Origin of the sequence: uncultured Desulfovibrio sp. (assembly GCF_910584445.1) — a bacterium.
In the GTDB taxonomy this organism is placed as follows: domain Bacteria; phylum Desulfobacterota; class Desulfovibrionia; order Desulfovibrionales; family Desulfovibrionaceae; genus Desulfovibrio.
Genome location: NZ_CAJUBO010000003.1, coordinates 43,139 through 56,663, shown reverse-complemented (window position 1 = coordinate 56,663; position 13,525 = coordinate 43,139). Strand labels below are relative to the sequence as shown.

The window sequence follows — 13,525 nt, the reverse complement described above, 5'->3', positions numbered from 1 at the left end:
GGGTCCTCCTTGTGGAGCGGGTTCAGAGATACAGGCCCAGGATGACGCCGACGAGCACCACGGGCGAGATGATGCCGTTGAGGGTAAAAAAGGCGGTGTTCACATGGCGCAGGTCGCCGGGGCGCATGAGCCGGTGCTCCGCCACGAGCAGGAGGGCGATGCCCGCGCAGATGACGTACCATGCCCAGCCCAGCCCGGCCGCCATGCCCGTGAGCGTGAGAAAGATGACCGTGAGCGCGTGCGAGAATCCGGCCAGGGCCAGGGCCGTGTCCGGCCCGAAGCGGGCGGGGATGGAATGCAGGCCCTGGGCCAGGTCGCAGTCCAGATCCTGGAATGCGTAATAGATGTCGAACGCGCCGACCCAGAAGGTCACGGCGAAAAAGAGGAGCACGGGCGCAAGGCCCATGCTTTCGGGAGTGACCGCTATCCAGCCCGCCAGCGGGGCCAGGCCGAGTGTGGCGCCGAGCCAGTAGTGGCAGAGGGGCGTCACGCGCTTGAGCAGGCTGTAGGCGCCGGCGAAGAGCAGGGCGGGCACGGAGAGCCAGAGGCAGAGGCTGTTGATCCCGGCGCAGGCCGCGATGAAGATGACGGCCATGAGGGCGCAGAAAGCCCGCGCCTGTCCCATGCTGATGGCGCCCGTGACGAGCGGCCGGTCCCTGGTGCGCGGGTTTTCGGCGTCGATACGCACATCCGCGATGCGGTTGAAGGTCATGGCAAAGGAGCGCACGGCCACCATCGCCACGGTGAGCAGCAGCAGCGCGCGCCACGGCGGCAGGCCGCGCGCCGCGAGGACCGCCCCGGCCCAGGCATAGGGCAGGGCGAAGATGGAATGCTCGATCTTGATCATCCGGCAGATGTCGCCGAAGTGTCCGAAACGGGTATGCATGGTCAGGCTCCGCGGCGGCCCCGCCGCCCGCCGCGGGGCATTGGACGTCAGGACCGGAATGTCGTAGAACGCTCATCATAGCCTGTGGCGCCGCAGCTTACAAGCATCCGCGCGCCAAGGCAAAGGCCCTGTTGTATACTGCAGTTGATAGACATCCTTAAGTCCGTCTGGAGCGAAGCGACAGACGGATGCTGGTGCCGGAAGAATCCGAAAAAATAAGATCTTTCGGCGCTGGCAAGGAAGAGAAAAATTTTCGCGGGGAGTGTACTCAAGTACTCGACCAAGAAAATTTTTTTCTGACGCAGCCAGCGCCGAAGCCACCCGAAGGGCGCGCCGCAGGCGCGTTTGCGTTGCCACGCGAAGCGCGGCTTACGCAAATGGACAGCAACGCAGAGCTGTTTTTGACGGAGAATTTCGGCGGTATCCATACCGCACAGGCGCCTCACCAACGCAAAAGTATAATAAAGCCAAAGCAAAACCGGAAGGGAAGAGGAGGAGCCATGTCCAGCCGTGAGAGGGATGACGTTACCGGCCTGCGCCTGCTTGGCGGCGGCTCCCTGCCGTCCGTGACGGACGGCCCGCGGGCCTCGCTGCTGGAGGCGTTTCCCAACCGCTATCCGCACCGGCCGTATGTGATCAGCATCACGTTCCCCGAATTCACGTCGCTCTGCCCGGTGACGGGCCAGCCGGACTTCGGCACCATCAGCGTGGAATACATCCCGGACGAGTGGTGTGTGGAATCCAAGAGCTTCAAGCTCTACATGTTCGCCTTCCGCAATCATCAGTCCTTCATGGAGAGCATCACCAACACGATCCTTGAGGACCTCGTGACCGTGCTCGCCCCGGCCTGGTGCCGGGTCAAGGGCCTTTTCGTGCCGCGCGGGGGCACGCGCATCCATGTCTTCGCCGAGGAGTCCAAGGCGCTCCCCGCTCCGCGCGAGGCCGCCGTCCGCGCCCTGGTGGCCGCCTGGCGGACCGAGGGGGACCCCCACCGGCCCTGACGCGGACATCTCCCTTGCGCGCCGCGCCCGCGTGAGGCATAGTCAGGGCCGCCCGGAACGCCCGGCGCCCGGGGAAACGGCCACGGGCCGGACGCGCGCCGCAAATCGGGGCGAAAGCCCCCGGATACGCCATAACCCATGCCCAGGAACGCATTGCCGCACACGCCACGCATTTCCCGCGCGGGCCGCCGCTGGATCGCCCTTTGCCTCTGGGGCGCCGGTCTGGCGCTATTCTTCATCCTGGGCCTCTGGAATCTGGAAAGCAGCCGCCGCGACGCGGAAAACCGCCTCATCGGCGAGGCCGGCCGCACGGCGGCCCAGCTTGCCACGCTGCTGGCCCTGCCCGCCTGGGAACTGGACGAAATCACGGCGCGCACCATCGTCATGGGCGCCATGGAGGACGAACGCCTCTACGCCGTCAAGGTGGAGACCCGTCAGGGCATGCTGGAGGGCCAGCGCCGCAACTATCTCTGGGAACCGGTGCCCTGGGATGACGAACTGGCCGAGAACTGCGTGCAGGGCATGAACCCGCTCAGGATGGAAGGGCAGACCGTGGGTTCCGTGGAAGTCTGGCTCTCGCCCCGGCTGAACGAGGAGGAACAGGCCCAGCTCGTGGCGCGCGAGCGCTGGCGCTTCGTCCTTGGGGCGGCGCTCTGGACGCTGGCGCTCCTGCTTCTGCTCTGGCTGTGGGGAGACCTGAGTGCCGTGCGCCGGCGTCTCGGCCGCCTTGGCGCCGCGCCTGACGCGGAAACGGCGGCGGCCGCGCCCGAACCCGTGGTGCTCGGCCTTGCGCCCCGCGTGCCCGAGGAGAGCGCGTCCGGGCCAAAGGCGTCCCCCGTGACGGCGCTCCCGGCGGTGGACCCGGCCCTGGGGCGCCGCTTCCAGCGCAGGAATCCCGATGCCTGGCGCGTGACGGCCGGCATGTTCCGCCAGACGTTTTCCCGCGCGCCCCGGCTCATGGAGCGTCTGTTTTCGGATGGCGAGACCGCCGGGCTTTGCCATCTGGGGCGCATGCTGGAGCAGGCCGCGCCCTGCCTGGGGGCGGAGCGCCTCGCCGCCGCCGCCAGAAAGATGCAGGCGGCACTCAACGACCCTGAGTGCGAAACGCGCGCCCTGCCCGTGGAGGAATGCGCGCGTGCCCTCGAAGAGGTGCTCGCGGCCCTGGAGGGCGGAGGCAATGGGACCAGAAGCGGAGAGGGGGGCCGGTAATGGGCTTTTTTTCCAGGGTTCGTCGTCTGTTTTCCGGGGGCGGCGCAGCCGCTCCCGACGGCGCGCGCGCGCCGGTGTCCCCCGCGTCCGGCGCCATCCCCGCGGGCGATGACGCTGCGGATGCCGCTCTCATCCTCCGTCTGCGCGAGGCCGAGCCGCGGCTTTCGACATGGCTCGGCGTTGTCCTTGACGGCGTGGATACCGCCGGGGACGAGCTGTGGCGCAGGCTCGCCCTGCTGTTGCGCGCCCTGGAGACGCCGCCCGCCGAGGCGGAGACCTTTGTCACCGAGTTTCAGGACTGGCTCGCGCGCATGGAATACCGCCATGTGGAGGAATTCCGCTCCGAGTTGCAGTACCGCCTTGCTCTCGCCCTGGATCTGGAGGATGAAGAGGATGAGCGCAACCGTCTTTTCCTCAAGTTCAGCCAGGGGCTGACGCGCACGCGCGAGCAGTTCGCCCGGCGGCTGGATGGCCTGTTCGCCAGCCATGGCGAACTGAGCGACGCCTTCTGGGAGGAGCTGGAAGAACTCTTCATCACGGCGGACCTCGGGGTCGAGACCGCGCTGGAGATGACGGCCCGGCTGCGGGAGCGCGCCCGGCGCGAAAAGGTCACGCGCACGGAAGGGGTGCGTCCGCTCCTGCTCGCCGAACTGGAGGACCTGTTCCGCCGGCCGCGCCGCATCGCCGCGCTGAACCCTCCTGAAGTGGTGCTCATGGTGGGCGTCAACGGCGTGGGCAAGACCACCACCATCGGCAAGCTGGCGCATCGGGCGCGCATGCAGGGCAAGAAGGTGCTCATCGCCGCCGCCGACACCTTCCGCGCGGCGGCCGTGGAACAGCTGGAGACCTGGGCGCGGCGCGCGGGCGCGGGATTCCATGCCGGAGCGCCGGGGGCCGATCCCGCCTCGGTGGCGTGGCAGGCCATGGACCGCGCCGTGCGGGAGGGGGTGGATGTCCTCTTCGTGGATACGGCGGGCAGGCTCCAGACCAAGGTCAACCTCATGGAGGAGCTGGGCAAGATCCGCCAGGTGCTGGGCAAGAAGCATCCCGGCGCGCCGCATCGCTGCGTCCTGGTGCTGGACGCCACCACCGGGCAGAACGCGCTTTCGCAGGCGCATCTTTTCAAGGAGGCCGCGGGGGCGGACGAACTCATCCTCACCAAGCTGGACGGCACGGCCAAGGGCGGCGTGGCTATCGCCGTGGCCCTGCGCGAGGGGCTGCCCATCACCTATGTGGGGCTGGGCGAAAAAATGGAGGACCTGCGTCCCTTTGATGGCGACGCCTTTGCCCGCGCCCTGCTGGGCGGACCGGCGGGGGAGTAGCCGGCGCTTTTGCGACGGGGCGGCAGGCAGGGGAAATTTTTTCCGAAAATTCTTGACGGCGGGGGGAATGTCCGTTAAAACCTCCCACGTCCCACATTTTGTGAGGCAATCCCTGGACGGCAGGGAAGGGCAGGTCGAGCCTGTCCTGCTGCGCCCGGGCCGTGCGGCACTGCGCCGCGCGCCAGGGCTTTGACATTCGCAGGCGTTGCCAGATGCCGCATAATGTCGAGCCGTTCCAGCCCAGTGACGGAGCCAGCGCAGGGTCGACGCCGCAAGGCGCGCCCGCGCGACCGGGGCTGTAAGGAGTGGGGGAACTTCCCCCGTTTGGCGACCCTGCGGGTCCCGCCAGCCGCCGTTTCGGTGGCATGATCGGGCCGCGTCAGGGGCTTCCCGCGAGGTTTTCGCGTGGCTGTGACGTGCGCCCGGCGTTCGTTTTTCTCCCACGCAGCCGGAGTCATCCCGGAGTTTCCCGCAGGAAGCGCCCCCTTTTCGTCAGGGGTGTCGTGGCTTGCCGGCCGCGCATGCGGCCGCGCCGGGAGTGCCCGCGTTCGCGCGGCCCGGGTTTTTTGCAAATGGAGTAGGCATAATGACGACTGTCAGCAGCGATCGCATCCGGATCAAGCTCAAGGCCTACGATTACCGCATCCTGGACAAGGCCGTTGCGGAAATCGTGGACACGGCGCGCAATACCGGCGCGGGCGTGGCCGGGCCAATCCCCCTGCCCACCAATATCCACAAGTACACCATCCAGCGGTCGGTGCATGGGAACAAGAAGTCCCGCGAGCAGTTCGAGATGCGCATCCACAAGCGCCTCATGGATATTCTGGAACCCACGCAGCAGACCGTCGACGCGCTTGGCAAGCTTTCCTTGCCCGCTGGCGTGGATGTGGAAATCAAGCTCTAGCGAGAGGCAGCCATGGCTGAGAAATTGGGAATTCTGGGTCGCAAGCTGGGCATGACCCGCATTTTCGGCGGGGACGGCGCGGCTGTGGCCGTGACGGTCATTGAAGCCGGGCCTTGCCCCGTCACCCAGGTCAAGTCTGAAGCGAAGGATGGCTACAACGCCCTCCAGATCGCCTTTGTGAAGGCCAAGGCCAAGCATGTGACCAAGGCCATGCAGGGCCATTTCGCCAAGGCCGATGACGGCCTGTACCGCCATACCCGCGAGATCCGCCTTGCCGGCGCGCCCGAACACAAGCCGGGCGACGCGCTCACCGTGGAGATGTTCGCCCCCGGCGATGTCGTCAAGGTGACGGGCACGAGCGTGGGCAAGGGCTATCAGGGCCGCATGCGCCGCTGGAACTTTGCCGGCTCCAAGGATTCGCACGGCTGCGAGAAGGTGCACCGCAACAACGGCTCCGTCGGCAACAACACCTTCCCCGGCCATGTCTTCAAGGGCCGCAAGATGGCCGGCCACTGGGGCAATGAAACCGTGACGGAGATGGGCCTCCTGATCGTGGGCGTGCGTCCGCAGGACAACGTCATTCTCGTCAGAGGCTCGGTGCCCGGCCCCAAGAACGGCCTCGTCCTGGTTCGCAAGCAGTAGGGGAGCGACATGGCTACCGTGAAAGTATATGACCAGAACAAGCAGGAGAGCGGCGAGATCACGCTGGCCCCTGAGGTGTTCGAGATCGAGCCGAGGGCGGAGATCCTCCACCTCGTGGTGCGGGCGCAGCTTGCCGCGCGGCGCGCGGGAACGCACAATGCCAAGACCCGCGCCTTTGTCTCCGGCGGCGGCGTCAAGCCCTGGAAGCAGAAGGGCACCGGCCGCGCGCGGTCCGGCTCCAACCGTTCGCCCGTGTGGCGCGGTGGCGCCATCGTGTTCGGGCCGACGCCCCGCGACTACAGCTTCAAGGTCAACAGGAAGGTCCGCGCGCTCGCGCTGAAGATGGCGCTTTCGAGCCGCCTTGCCGGCGAGAGCCTGCTGGTGGTCAAGGCCATCGAACTTGCCGAGCCAAAGACCAGACTCTTCGCCTCCGTGGCGAAGGCCCTGGGCCTTTCCAAGGCGCTCATCGTCGCGCCCGAAGTCAATGAAACCCTGATCCGCTCCTCGCGCAACATTCCCGGCATCCGTTTCACCACGCCCGATCAGCTGAGCGTGCTGGAGGTCCTGCGGCACAAGCAGCTTGTGCTGCTGGAAGGTGCCGTGGAGCCGGTGCAGGCGCGTTTTGTCAAGGGAGAGTAAGATGGAACTGACCACTGTTCTCCTCAAGCCCCTGCTCACGGAAAAGACGACCATGCTCAAGGACGCGTCGCGCCAGGTCGCTTTCTATGTCCATCCCGGCGCCAACAAGGTCGAGATCAAGCGGGCGGTGGAAAAGGCGTTCGACGTTACGGTCGAGGCGGTCAATGTGGTGCGCCGCGCCCCTGCCGACAGGGAGCGCCAGGGCCGTGTGGTCGGCCGCAAGCCCGGCTGGAAGAAGGCGTATGTGACGCTGGCCGAGGGCGATAAAATCGAGTTCTTCGAGGGGGTGTAGTCATGGCTGTCCGCAAGCTGAAACCGACCTCCGCGGGCCGCCGCTTCCAGACGGTCTCCGATTTCGAGGAAATCACGAGGACCACGCCCGAGAAGTCGCTCACCGAGGGCCTTCCCCGGAAGGCCGGCCGCAACAACCGCGGCCGCGTCACGAGCCGTCGTCGCGGCGGCGGCGTCAAGCGCCTCTACCGCATCATCGACTTCAAGCGCAACAAGATCGGCATCCCCGCCACGGTTGCCGAGATCGAGTATGATCCCAACCGCACGGCGCGCATCGCGCTCCTGCACTATGCCGATGGCGAAAAGCGCTATATCCTGGCGCCCGTCGGCCTGAAGCAGGGCGACGTGATCATGAGCGGCGTGGACGGCCGCACGGGCCAGAGCGCGGACATCAAGCCGGGCAATGCCCTGGAGATGGCCCGCATCCCCGTGGGCACGGTGCTCCACAATATCGAGCTTTCGCCCGGCAAGGGCGGCCAGCTCTGCCGCGCCGCCGGCACCTACGCCCAGCTTGTGGCGAAGGAAGGCAAATACGCCCTGCTGCGCCTGCCTTCCGGCGAAGTGCGCCGGGTGCTTGCCGCCTGCATCGCCACCGTCGGCCAGGTGGGCAATATCTCCCATGAGAATGTTTCGCTGGGCAAGGCCGGGCGGAACCGCTGGCTGGGGCGGCGCCCGCAGGTGCGCGGCGTGGCGATGAACCCCATCGACCATCCGCTCGGCGGCGGCGAGGGCAGAAGCTCCGGCGGCCGCCATCCGGTATCGCCGTGGGGCATGCCCGCCAAGGGGTACAAGACCCGCGACAGGAAGAAGCCCTCTTCGCGGCTCATCGTCAAGCGCCGCGGCCAGAAGTAGGAGTAGATCATGCCCAGATCGTTGAAGAAAGGGCCGTTCGTTGACGGCCATCTGCTGAAAAAGGTCGATACCGCGGTGGCAAATAATGACCGCCGCGTGCTCAAGACCTGGTCGCGTCGCTCGACCATCCTTCCGGAAATGGTGGGGCTGACCTTTGCGGTGCATAACGGCAAAAAGTTCGTGCCTGTCTTTGTTACCGAGAACATGGTCGGGCACAAGCTGGGCGAATTTTCGCCCACGCGCACCTTCCACGGCCATGCCGCCGACAAGAAAGCCAAGGCCGGCAAGAAGTAGGGTAGGGATATGGAATCGAGAGCCATTGCGAAATTCCAGCGCGTTTCGCCGCGCAAGGCCCGCCTTGTCGCCAGGAACGTCCGGGGCCTTGGGGTCGAGGAGGCCATGAACCTGTTGCGCTTTACCCCCAACAAGCCCGCGGGCGTCATCTTCGGCGTGCTCAAGAGCGCCCTCGCCAATGCCTCCCAGCTCGGGGGCGTGGATGTGGACGCCATGGTGGTGAAGGAAGTGGTGGTCAACGAAGGGCCTACCTGGAAGCGCTTCATGCCCCGCGCGCAGGGTCGCGCGAGCAAGATCCACAAGCGCACCAGCCACATCACCGTCATACTCGCAGAAGGGCAGGAATAGGCTATGGGTCAGAAAGTACATCCGTTCGGCTTCCGGCTTGGGTACAACAAGAACTGGCAGTCCCGCTGGTTCAGCAAGAAGGAATATCCTGCCTTTGTTCAGGAGGATCACAAGATCCGCGCCTTCGTGAAAAAGCTCCTCTACCACGCGGGGCTTTCCAAGATCGAGATTGAGCGTGCGGGCGGCAAGGTGCGCCTTATCCTTTCCACGGCCCGTCCCGGCATCGTCATCGGCCGCAAGGGCGTGGAGATCGAAAAGCTGCGTACGGACCTGCGCCAGAAGTTCGGTCGCGAATTTTCCCTGGAAGTCAATGAGATCCGGCGCCCCGAGATCGACGCGCAGCTGGTGGCCGAGAACATCGCCCAGCAGCTGGAGCGCCGCGTGGCTTTCCGCCGCGCCATGAAGCGCACGGTCTCCATGGCCCGTAAGTTCGGCGCGGAGGGCATCAAGGTCACCTGCTCCGGGCGCCTGGCCGGGGCGGAGATCGCCCGCACCGAATGGTACCGCGATGGCCGCGTGCCCTTGCAGACGCTGCGCGCCGATATCGATTTCGGTTTTGCCGAGGCGCGCACCACCTATGGCATCATCGGCGTCAAGGTCTGGGTCTATAAGGGTGAAATCCTTGACAAAGAGGTTGAACAGTAATGCTTGCGCCCAAGAAAGTGAAATTCCGCAAGTGGCAGAAAGGCCGCTTGCGCGGGCTGGCGACGCGCGGCGCTTCCATCGCGTTCGGCGATATCGGACTCAAGGCCATCCAGCACGGGCATCTTTCCAGCCAGCAGATCGAGGCCGCCCGTATTGCCATGATGCGGCACATCAAGCGCGGCGGCAAGGTCTGGATCCGCGTTTTCCCGGATCGCCCCGTAACGGCCAAGCCTCTTGAGACCCGTCAGGGTTCGGGCAAGGGCGCTCCGGTCGGCTGGTGCGCTCCGGTCAAGCCCGGCCGCGTGCTTTATGAAATCAAGGGCGTCAGCCTTGATCTGGCCCGCGAAGCGCTCACGCGCGCCGCGCACAAGCTGCCCATCAAGACCATCATCGTGGTAAGGGAGGGCATGTAATGGCTGCCAAGAAGAAAGGCGAAAAGATCGTCCGCGACGTTGCCGAGCTGCGCGGCATGGACGCCGCCCAGCTGCGCGAGAAGCTGGCCGAGGAGCGCGAGGAACTCATGCGCGCGCGTTTCCGCCATGCCGCGGCCGCCCTTGAAAAGACCTCCGAGCTGAAGGCCCGCCGCCGTCAGGTGGCGCGCATCGCCACCATCTTGAACGAAAAGGAACAGAGGGCCTGAACATGCAAGCTCTGGAACACCGCAAGGGCAGGACGCTGACCGGCATCGTGGTGAGCGACAAGAACGACAAGACCATCGTCGTGCGCGTCGAGACTCTGGTCAAGCATCCCCTGCTCAAGAAGTATGTGCGCCGCCGCAAGAAGTTCACGGCGCATGACCCCATGAACGAGTGCGGCATGGGCGACAAGGTCCGGATCGTGGAGTTCCGGCCCATGTCGCGCAACAAGCGCTGGCATCTCGTCTCCATCATCGAAAAAGCCGTGTAGGTTAACGCCATGATCCAGGTAGAATCCACGCTCCAGGTCGCCGACAATTCGGGCGCCAAGAAGGTCGCCTGCATCAAGGTGCTGGGCGGCTCGCACCGCCGGTACGCTTCGGTGGGCGACATCATCATGGTTTCCGTCAAGGAGGCCATGCCCCACAGCAAGGTGAAGAAAGGCGACGTGATGAAGGCGGTCATCGTGCGCACGGCCAAGGAAGTGCGCCGTATGGATGGCAGCTACATCAAGTTTGACGGCAATGCCGCCGTCCTGCTTTCCAGCCAGGGCGAGCCTGTGGGCACGCGCATTTTCGGCCCTGTGGCCCGTGAGCTGCGCGCCCAGAATTTCATGAAAATCATTTCCCTTGCGCCGGAAGTGCTGTAGGAGTCCGCCATGAAGATGTTTCGCATCCGCAAGGGCGACAATGTGATGGTGATCGCCGGCAAAGACGCGGACAAGGACGTGCCCCGCAAGGTGCTCAAGATCCTTCGCAAACATGACCGCATCCTTGTGGAGAAGGTCAATCTGGTCAAGCGTCACATGCGCGCCAATCCCTATGCCCAGCAGCCCGGCGGCATCGTGGAAAAGGAAATGCCCATCCATATTTCCAATGTCATGGTCGTCTGCCCGGCCTGCCACAAGCCCACCCGCGTGGGGTACCGCCGCATCGAGTCCGAGGGCAAGGAAAAGAAAGTGCGCTTCTGCAAGAAGTGCAACGAAGTCATGGAATAAGGTGATACGATGACACGCCTTGAAAAGATATATCGGGAGAAAGTGGTCCCGGTGCTGCAGAAGGAGTTCAATTACACCTCCCCCATGCAGCTTCCCGGGATCGAGAAGATCTCTCTGAACATCGGCCTTGGCGCCGCCACGCAGAACAACAAGCTCATGGAAGAGGCCGTGGCCGAGCTGACTGCCATCGCCGGGCAGAAAGCCGTGGTCACGCGCGCCAAGAAGTCCATCGCCGCCTTCAAGCTGCGCGAGGGCATGCCCATCGGCGCCCGCGTCACCCTTCGCAAGGACCGCATGTGGGACTTCCTTGACAAGCTCATGAACTTCGCCCTGCCCCGGGTGCGCGACTTCCGCGGCATTCCCGACCGTGGCTTTGACGGGCGCGGCAATTTCACGCTCGGTGTCAAGGAGCACACCATCTTCCCCGAGCTTGAGATCGACCGGGTGGAAAATCCCAAGGGCATGAACATCACCATCGTCACCTCGGCCACCACTGACAAGGAAGGCAAGTTCCTCCTCGATCAGCTTGGCATGCCCTTCCGCAAATAGGAGATCGCCATGTCCCGTACTTCGCTGGAAGTGAAGGCCCGGCGCAAGCCCAAGTTCAGCGCCCGCGCCTATAACCGCTGCCCGCTCTGCGGACGGCCCCGCGCCTTCTTGCGCCAGTTCGGCATTTGCCGTATCTGCTTCCGCAACCTTGCCCTCAAGGGCGAGCTGCCCGGGGTGCGCAAGTCCAGCTGGTGAGCCGGCGGACGGGTGTTCCGGGCCATATCGACGCGTTTCGCGTCGCGGGAAGTGGCGGCATGGGGCCGTCAACCCCGCGGACACAACCTCAGGAGCTTTCGATGCTGACAGATCCCATTGCGGATATGCTGACGCGCATCCGCAACGCACATTTGGCCCTGCACAAGGAAGTGAATGTGCCGCGCTCGAAGATGAAGGAATCGCTTGCCGCCATCCTCAAGCAGGAAGGTTACGTCGAAGATGTGGCCGTGGACGGCGACGTCATCACCATCACCCTCAAGTACATGAAGGGGCGCCCCGTCATCACGGGCCTGAAGCGCGTGAGCACGCCCGGCCGGCGCGTCTATGTGAACTCGCGCCAGATTCCCAGGGTGCAGAACGGCCTTGGCATTTGCATTCTCTCCACGTCCAGCGGCGTTCTGGACGGTGGTACCGCCCAGGAAAAGAAGGTGGGCGGCGAACTTCTGTGCGAAATCTGGTAGGCGGTGTCATATGTCTCGCATCGGCAAATTGCCCGTTCCCGTTCCCGCTGGCGTTGAGGTCAGGATCGGGACGGATGTTGTGGAAGTGAAGGGTCCCAAGGGGGCGCTCACCACGCCGGTCTGCCCGCTGCTCAACTACGAGCTGGCCGACGGCCATGTCACCCTCACCCGGCGTGAGGAAACGCGCGAGAGTCGCGCCCAGCACGGCCTGCGCCGCACCTTGCTCGCCAACTGCATCGACGGCGTGACCAAGGGCTTTTCCAAGGCGCTCGAAGTCATCGGCGTGGGCTACCGCGTTGCCGTCAAGGGCAATGTGGTGGAGCTTGCCGTGGGCTATTCCCACCCTGTCATCGTGGACCTTCCCGACGGCATCAAGGCCGTCGCCGAGGGGCAGGTGCTCACCCTTTCCGGGGTGGACAAGGAGCTTGTGGGCGAAACCGCCGCCCGCATCCGCCGTATCCGCAAGCCCGAGCCGTACAAGGGCAAGGGCATCAAGTACGTGACCGAGACCATCCGCCGCAAGGTGGGCAAGTCCGGCGGCAAGAAGTAGGGGCTGTATATGAACATCAGCAAGAACGAATCCCGGCAGCGCCGCAAGATCCGCATCCGCAAAAAGGTGCGCGGCACAGCGGAACGCCCCCGGCTTGTGGTCTTCCGGTCGAACATGCATATCTACGCCCAGATCGTGAACGACCTCGAAGGCGCGACTCTCGTCTCCGCCTCCACCCTCGGCCTCGCCAAGAGCGAGCCGGGGCTGCACTGCAACAAGAGCGGCGCGGAGCGCGTGGGCAAGGAGATCGCCCGCCTGGCCAAGGAGAAGAATATCAGCAAGGTGGTATTCGATCGCAACGGGTACATTTATCACGGCCGCGTCAAGGCCGTGGCCGACGGCGCCCGCGAAGGCGGCCTGGAGTTCTGATATGCGTCAGGAAAACTCGAACAATAGCGAAACCCAGCAGAACGAGCTGGGGGAAATCGAAAAGATCGTCTCCCTCAACCGCGTTGCCAAGGTGGTCAAGGGCGGTCGCCGTTTCAGCTTCAGCGCGCTGGTGGTCGTCGGTGACGGCAAGGGCGGCGTGGGCTACGGCCTGGGCAAGGCCCAGGAAGTGCCCGAAGCCCTGCGCAAGGCCACGGAGCGCGCCCGCAAGAACCGCGTGCGCATCCCCCTTCTGGAGGGGACGCTCCCCTATGAGGTGCTGGGCAGGTTCGGCGCCGGGCGTGTCATGCTCAAGCCCGCCTCCGAAGGTACGGGCATCATCGCGGGCGGCGCCGTGCGCGCGGTCATGGAAGCCGTGGGCGTGCGCGACGTGCTCGCCAAGGCCATCGGCACCAATAATCCCCATAACGTGCTTCGCGCCACCATGCAGGGCCTTGCCTCCCTGCGTAGCGCCGCAGACGTTTCCGAGCTGCGCGGCAAGAAGCTCGAAGCTCCGAGGAAGTGAGCATGGCCGAAATCAAAGTCAAGCTTGTGCGCTCGCGCATCGGCACAACGCCTCATCAGCGCAGGATGTTGGACGCCCTTGGCCTCAAGCGCCGCGAGATGGTCAAGACGTTCAAGGACACCCCGGCCATCCGGGGCATCATCGCCAAGGTTCCGCATCTTGTGGCCGTAGTGGACTAGCGGTCGCGCGAGG

24 protein-coding genes are annotated in these 13,525 nt (G+C 65.0%); 23 read left to right on the top strand and 1 reads right to left on the bottom strand.

Features of this window, described 5'->3' with window-relative positions:
- Window positions 1-22 precede the first annotated feature (22 nt).
- Window positions 23-886, bottom strand: a complete 864-nt coding sequence (locus tag QZ294_RS02330) for a UbiA-like polyprenyltransferase (RefSeq protein WP_297046164.1) — start codon at window positions 884-886, stop codon at window positions 23-25.
- A 500-nt stretch (window positions 887-1,386) separates the two neighbouring features.
- Here QZ294_RS02330 and queF point away from each other — a divergent pair, with 500 nt between their 5' ends.
- The 23 genes from queF to rpmD all read left to right on the top strand — a co-directional run bounded on the left by queF (window position 1,387) and on the right by rpmD (window position 13,512).
- On the top strand, window positions 1,387-1,887 hold the full coding sequence (gene queF, locus QZ294_RS02325; protein WP_297046161.1) for a preQ(1) synthase: 501 nt from the start codon (window positions 1,387-1,389) through the stop codon (window positions 1,885-1,887).
- A 138-nt stretch (window positions 1,888-2,025) separates the two neighbouring features.
- Window positions 2,026-3,096, top strand: coding sequence for a hypothetical protein (locus QZ294_RS02320; protein ID WP_297046158.1), 1,071 nt, complete (start codon window positions 2,026-2,028; stop codon window positions 3,094-3,096).
- A complete protein-coding gene (gene ftsY / locus QZ294_RS02315) occupies window positions 3,096-4,418 on the top strand; it encodes a signal recognition particle-docking protein FtsY (protein WP_297046155.1) in 1,323 nt (440 codons plus the stop codon). The genes QZ294_RS02320 and ftsY overlap by 1 nt, the downstream gene beginning before the upstream one ends.
- Before the next feature lie 586 nt (window positions 4,419-5,004).
- Window positions 5,005-5,322: a 30S ribosomal protein S10 gene (rpsJ, locus tag QZ294_RS02310; protein WP_297046152.1), complete on the top strand. Its 318-nt coding sequence runs from the start codon at window positions 5,005-5,007 to the stop codon at window positions 5,320-5,322.
- 12 nt (window positions 5,323-5,334) lie between these two features.
- Complete coding sequence (gene rplC / locus QZ294_RS02305; protein WP_297046149.1) at window positions 5,335-5,964, top strand: 50S ribosomal protein L3; 630 nt, start codon at window positions 5,335-5,337, stop codon at window positions 5,962-5,964.
- Window positions 5,965-5,973: 9 nt separating this feature from the next.
- Complete coding sequence (rplD, locus tag QZ294_RS02300) at window positions 5,974-6,603, top strand: 50S ribosomal protein L4 (RefSeq protein ID WP_297046145.1); 630 nt, start codon at window positions 5,974-5,976, stop codon at window positions 6,601-6,603.
- Between the two features lies 1 nt (window position 6,604).
- Entirely contained in the window at window positions 6,605-6,895 is a 291-nt protein-coding gene (rplW, locus tag QZ294_RS02295; RefSeq protein WP_297046142.1) for a 50S ribosomal protein L23, read from the top strand.
- A 2-nt stretch (window positions 6,896-6,897) separates the two neighbouring features.
- Window positions 6,898-7,746 (top strand): 50S ribosomal protein L2, encoded by an 849-nt coding sequence (rplB, locus tag QZ294_RS02290; protein ID WP_297046139.1) that lies wholly within the window; start codon window positions 6,898-6,900, stop codon window positions 7,744-7,746.
- Window positions 7,747-7,755: 9 nt separating this feature from the next.
- Window positions 7,756-8,040, top strand: a complete 285-nt coding sequence (rpsS, locus tag QZ294_RS02285; protein ID WP_165075528.1) for a 30S ribosomal protein S19 — start codon at window positions 7,756-7,758, stop codon at window positions 8,038-8,040.
- A 9-nt stretch (window positions 8,041-8,049) separates the two neighbouring features.
- On the top strand, window positions 8,050-8,388 hold the full coding sequence (gene rplV, locus QZ294_RS02280) for a 50S ribosomal protein L22 (RefSeq protein WP_297046135.1): 339 nt from the start codon (window positions 8,050-8,052) through the stop codon (window positions 8,386-8,388).
- Window positions 8,389-8,391: 3 nt separating this feature from the next.
- Window positions 8,392-9,033, top strand: coding sequence for a 30S ribosomal protein S3 (rpsC, locus tag QZ294_RS02275; protein WP_297046132.1), 642 nt, complete (start codon window positions 8,392-8,394; stop codon window positions 9,031-9,033).
- Window positions 9,033-9,446, top strand: a complete 414-nt coding sequence (gene rplP / locus QZ294_RS02270) for a 50S ribosomal protein L16 (protein ID WP_165075558.1) — start codon at window positions 9,033-9,035, stop codon at window positions 9,444-9,446. The genes rpsC and rplP overlap by 1 nt, the downstream gene beginning before the upstream one ends.
- A complete protein-coding gene (rpmC, locus tag QZ294_RS02265) occupies window positions 9,446-9,673 on the top strand; it encodes a 50S ribosomal protein L29 (protein ID WP_297046125.1) in 228 nt (75 codons plus the stop codon). Before rplP ends, rpmC begins: the two co-directional genes overlap by 1 nt.
- Window positions 9,674-9,675: 2 nt before the next feature.
- Entirely contained in the window at window positions 9,676-9,939 is a 264-nt protein-coding gene (rpsQ, locus tag QZ294_RS02260) for a 30S ribosomal protein S17 (protein WP_297046122.1), read from the top strand.
- Window positions 9,940-9,948: 9 nt separating this feature from the next.
- Window positions 9,949-10,317: a 50S ribosomal protein L14 gene (rplN, locus tag QZ294_RS02255; RefSeq protein ID WP_297046117.1), complete on the top strand. Its 369-nt coding sequence runs from the start codon at window positions 9,949-9,951 to the stop codon at window positions 10,315-10,317.
- Between the two features lie 9 nt (window positions 10,318-10,326).
- Entirely contained in the window at window positions 10,327-10,665 is a 339-nt protein-coding gene (gene rplX / locus QZ294_RS02250) for a 50S ribosomal protein L24 (RefSeq protein WP_297046113.1), read from the top strand.
- A 9-nt stretch (window positions 10,666-10,674) separates the two neighbouring features.
- Window positions 10,675-11,214 (top strand): 50S ribosomal protein L5, encoded by a 540-nt coding sequence (gene rplE, locus QZ294_RS02245; RefSeq protein ID WP_297046111.1) that lies wholly within the window; start codon window positions 10,675-10,677, stop codon window positions 11,212-11,214.
- A 9-nt stretch (window positions 11,215-11,223) separates the two neighbouring features.
- The gene (locus QZ294_RS02240; RefSeq protein WP_297046108.1) at window positions 11,224-11,409 is read left to right on the top strand and encodes a type Z 30S ribosomal protein S14; all 186 of its coding nucleotides are present in this window, start codon (window positions 11,224-11,226) and stop codon (window positions 11,407-11,409) included.
- A 101-nt stretch (window positions 11,410-11,510) separates the two neighbouring features.
- On the top strand, window positions 11,511-11,891 hold the full coding sequence (rpsH, locus tag QZ294_RS02235; RefSeq protein WP_297046106.1) for a 30S ribosomal protein S8: 381 nt from the start codon (window positions 11,511-11,513) through the stop codon (window positions 11,889-11,891).
- A gap of 10 nt (window positions 11,892-11,901) precedes the next feature.
- Complete coding sequence (gene rplF / locus QZ294_RS02230) at window positions 11,902-12,441, top strand: 50S ribosomal protein L6 (RefSeq protein WP_297046103.1); 540 nt, start codon at window positions 11,902-11,904, stop codon at window positions 12,439-12,441.
- A 9-nt stretch (window positions 12,442-12,450) separates the two neighbouring features.
- On the top strand, window positions 12,451-12,810 hold the full coding sequence (gene rplR, locus QZ294_RS02225; RefSeq protein ID WP_297046101.1) for a 50S ribosomal protein L18: 360 nt from the start codon (window positions 12,451-12,453) through the stop codon (window positions 12,808-12,810).
- 1 nt (window position 12,811) lies between these two features.
- On the top strand, window positions 12,812-13,333 hold the full coding sequence (rpsE, locus tag QZ294_RS02220) for a 30S ribosomal protein S5 (RefSeq protein ID WP_297046098.1): 522 nt from the start codon (window positions 12,812-12,814) through the stop codon (window positions 13,331-13,333).
- 2 nt (window positions 13,334-13,335) lie between these two features.
- Window positions 13,336-13,512: a 50S ribosomal protein L30 gene (rpmD, locus tag QZ294_RS02215; protein ID WP_297046095.1), complete on the top strand. Its 177-nt coding sequence runs from the start codon at window positions 13,336-13,338 to the stop codon at window positions 13,510-13,512.
- Window positions 13,513-13,525 lie beyond the last annotated feature (13 nt).